2 protein-coding genes and 1 pseudogene are annotated in these 2,687 nt (G+C 69.3%); all 3 read right to left on the reverse strand.

The genetic code is table 11. The features are described 5' to 3' along the window. Positions 1-13: 13 nt before the first annotated feature. Complete coding sequence (locus PAM7066_RS18385; protein ID WP_085855652.1) at positions 14-724, reverse strand: ribonuclease activity regulator RraA; 711 nt, start codon at positions 722-724, stop codon at positions 14-16. A gap of 9 nt (positions 725-733) precedes the next feature. Further along, positions 734-1,721: pseudogene (locus PAM7066_RS18390) on the reverse strand (aldehyde dehydrogenase family protein). Positions 1,722-1,732: 11 nt separating this feature from the next. Beyond that, positions 1,733-2,632 carry a dihydrodipicolinate synthase family protein gene (locus tag PAM7066_RS18395; RefSeq protein ID WP_085855653.1) on the reverse strand — a complete coding sequence of 300 codons (900 nt, stop codon included), beginning with the start codon at positions 2,630-2,632 and terminating at the stop codon, positions 1,733-1,735. Positions 2,633-2,687 lie beyond the last annotated feature (55 nt).

Here is a 2,687-nt window from a genome sequence, read left to right on the forward strand (position 1 = left end):
GCCGCGCCCCTTGTCAGCGCCCTTTGGCTTGTCGCCACTCTGCGAAGCGCTGGAGGTTGCTTTCGTCCGTGGCCGGGTAGAGGCCGATGATGGAGGCTCCGGCTTTCACCTGGTCTACCACGAAATCCTCGTAGGCCGTCATCTCGACGGCTTCGGCTGCGACCTCGTCGGCGATCTCGGCGGGGATCACGATCACGCAGTCCGCGTCGCCCACGATGATGTCGCCCGGGAAGACGGGCGCGTCGCCGCAGCCGATCGGCTCGTTGAGGGCGATGGCCTCGTTCGTCGTCAGGTTCGTGGGGCTGGAGGGGCGCGTGTGATAGGCCGGGATGTCCAGCTCGGCGATGATGGCCGCGTCCCGGAAGCCGCCATCCGTCACGACGCCCGCTCCGCCCCGCTTCATCAGCCGGGTGATCAGGATGTCGCCCGCACTTGCGGCGGTGGCGGACTTGCGGCTGTCCATCACCAGGACGTGGCCCTCGGGGCAGGTCTCGATGGCGACGCGTTGCGGATGCTCGGGGTTGCGGAACTCCACCAGCTGATTGCGATCCTCGCGGGCGGGCATGTAGCGCAGGGTGAAGGCGGGACCGACCATGTTGCGGCCCTTCCAGCCCAGCGGGTTCACGCCCTGGATCACCTGGCTCCGCAGGCCGCGCTTGTAGAGCGCCGTCGCCAGCGTCGCCACGGAGACGCCCATCAGCTTTTCACGGGTATCGGGATTCATGTCGGGATCTCACTTCAGGTCTTCGGGCATCAGCGCCACGGGGAGGTTCTGGTAGCAGACCGGGCGCAGGACGCGCCGGATCGACAGGGTGCCGACATTCGTCGACGCCGGGTAGGGGCCTCCGTGCACCATCGCGTCGGCCACTTCCACGCCGGTGGGGAAGCACGCGGCCGGCCTTGCGTTCCGCAAGGGGCAGAAGCGCACGGGCAGCGTCCGTGTCGCCGTCGTCCATCTGCAGCGTCACGGTGAGCTGACCCTGCATCGTGCGGGCGACCTTCTCGACCTCGGCGGCATCCTTGCAGCGCAAGATCAGGCCGACGGGGCCGAAGACCTCTTCGCTCAGCTCATCGCTGCCGAACCAGGTCTCGGCATCGGCCTCGAACAGGAACGGCGTCCCGCTGCGCTCGACCGGGTCGGTCACGACGACCGAGGTCACACCGCGATGTTCGGCCATCGCCGCCGCACCCGATTTGCAGGTGGCGGCGATGCCGTCGGTCAGCATGGTCTGCGGACCCATCTGCTCGAGCGCGGCCTTGGCCGCATCCCGCAGCGCGTCGGCGTCCGTGTCGCCGTCGTCCATCTGCAGCGGCTGGCGGTCGGGCAGCGCCCCGTCATGTCGGCGATCGAGACAGGCGCCCTCGCGGATGTGGCTGGCGAAGAGGCGCAGCTGACCGGTCGTGCGACCGCGCTCGCCCTGCAGGCGGGCGTCGGGCAGGCCGGTCTCGGACGTCCCGATGGCGGTGATCGCGTCGCCCCGCGCCTCGATCTCGTCGGCGATGGCGTCGAGGAAGGCGGCGCGCTCTTCGCGGGAGGTGTTCGCGTAGGTCGGGAATGCGTCTTCCGCGGCCTCGCAGGCCCGGTCGACCCGTTCAGGGGTGCCGACAGAGAAGTCGTGGGCGTCCCCCGTGGCAGGCTCGGAGCGGAACGTCCGGTCGGACGCGACCCACTCTCCGGCGACGAGGTGCTTGCCGTGGGGGGGGAAGGTCTGGTCGAGCATTCGGTCTCCTTTCAGAGAAGGTCGTTCTTGGCGAGGAAGTCCGTCATCGTCTTCCGTTGAGCGTCCGTCAGCGGCCAGGCCGAAGGCGGGCGGGTCCGGCCGCAATCGATCCCGATCGCCTGGAGCGCGGCCTTCACGCCGGTCACGTTCGTGCCGTTCAGCTCTTCTGCGCGGATATCCTCGAACGGGCGCATCTCGGCGATCAGGCGGTTGGCTTCCTCGTAGTCGCCGCCATCGAGCGCCTTGTGGATCGCGACCGAGCGCTCGGGCCAGATGTTGATGAGGCCGCTGGTGAACCCGCGCGCCCCCACCGCGTAGAAGGGGGGCGCCCAGACCTCGGCCAATCCGCCGACCCAGACGATGTCGGGCGAGCAGGCGGCGCGCGCCTCGGCCAGTTTCAGCGGGTTGGGCGTGGCCCATTTCACGCCCTTCACCCCCGGCAGATCGCACAGCGCCTTGATCGCGCTCGTCCCGATCGCGTCGTTCCTGAGATAGAGCATGATCGGCAGGCCGCCCGCGGCATCCGAGACGGCCTGGACGTAGTCGATGGTCCCCCGCGGCGAGACGAACGGATCGGGCGGCTGGTGGATCATCAATGCTGCCGCGCCGGCCTCGGCGCTGGCCTCGGCCAGCCGGCAGGCGTCGCGGATGCCGCGTCCTATGCCAGCCAGAAGCGGCGCACGGTCGCCGAGGATCGAGGCGACCTCGCGCACCATCGTGCAGGCCTCGTCCGTGGTGAGGGCGTAGAACTCGCCGGTGTTGCCGTTGACCACCGGCATGTGGACGCCCGCACCGACCGCCCGGTCGATGATCGGCGACAGCTTCCCGGGCGCGATCTCGCCCCGGTCGTCATAGGGCGTCACGAGGATCCCCGAGATGCCCCGCAGGGCCGCATCCAGATCATGTGCCATCAGTAAATCTCCGGCTCGCCTGCCGCCTCGCCGTGCCCGCGTTCGAGGTAGTCGA

The organism is Palleronia marisminoris (assembly GCF_900172315.1).
Taxonomy (GTDB): Bacteria; Pseudomonadota; Alphaproteobacteria; order Rhodobacterales; family Rhodobacteraceae; genus Palleronia; species Palleronia marisminoris.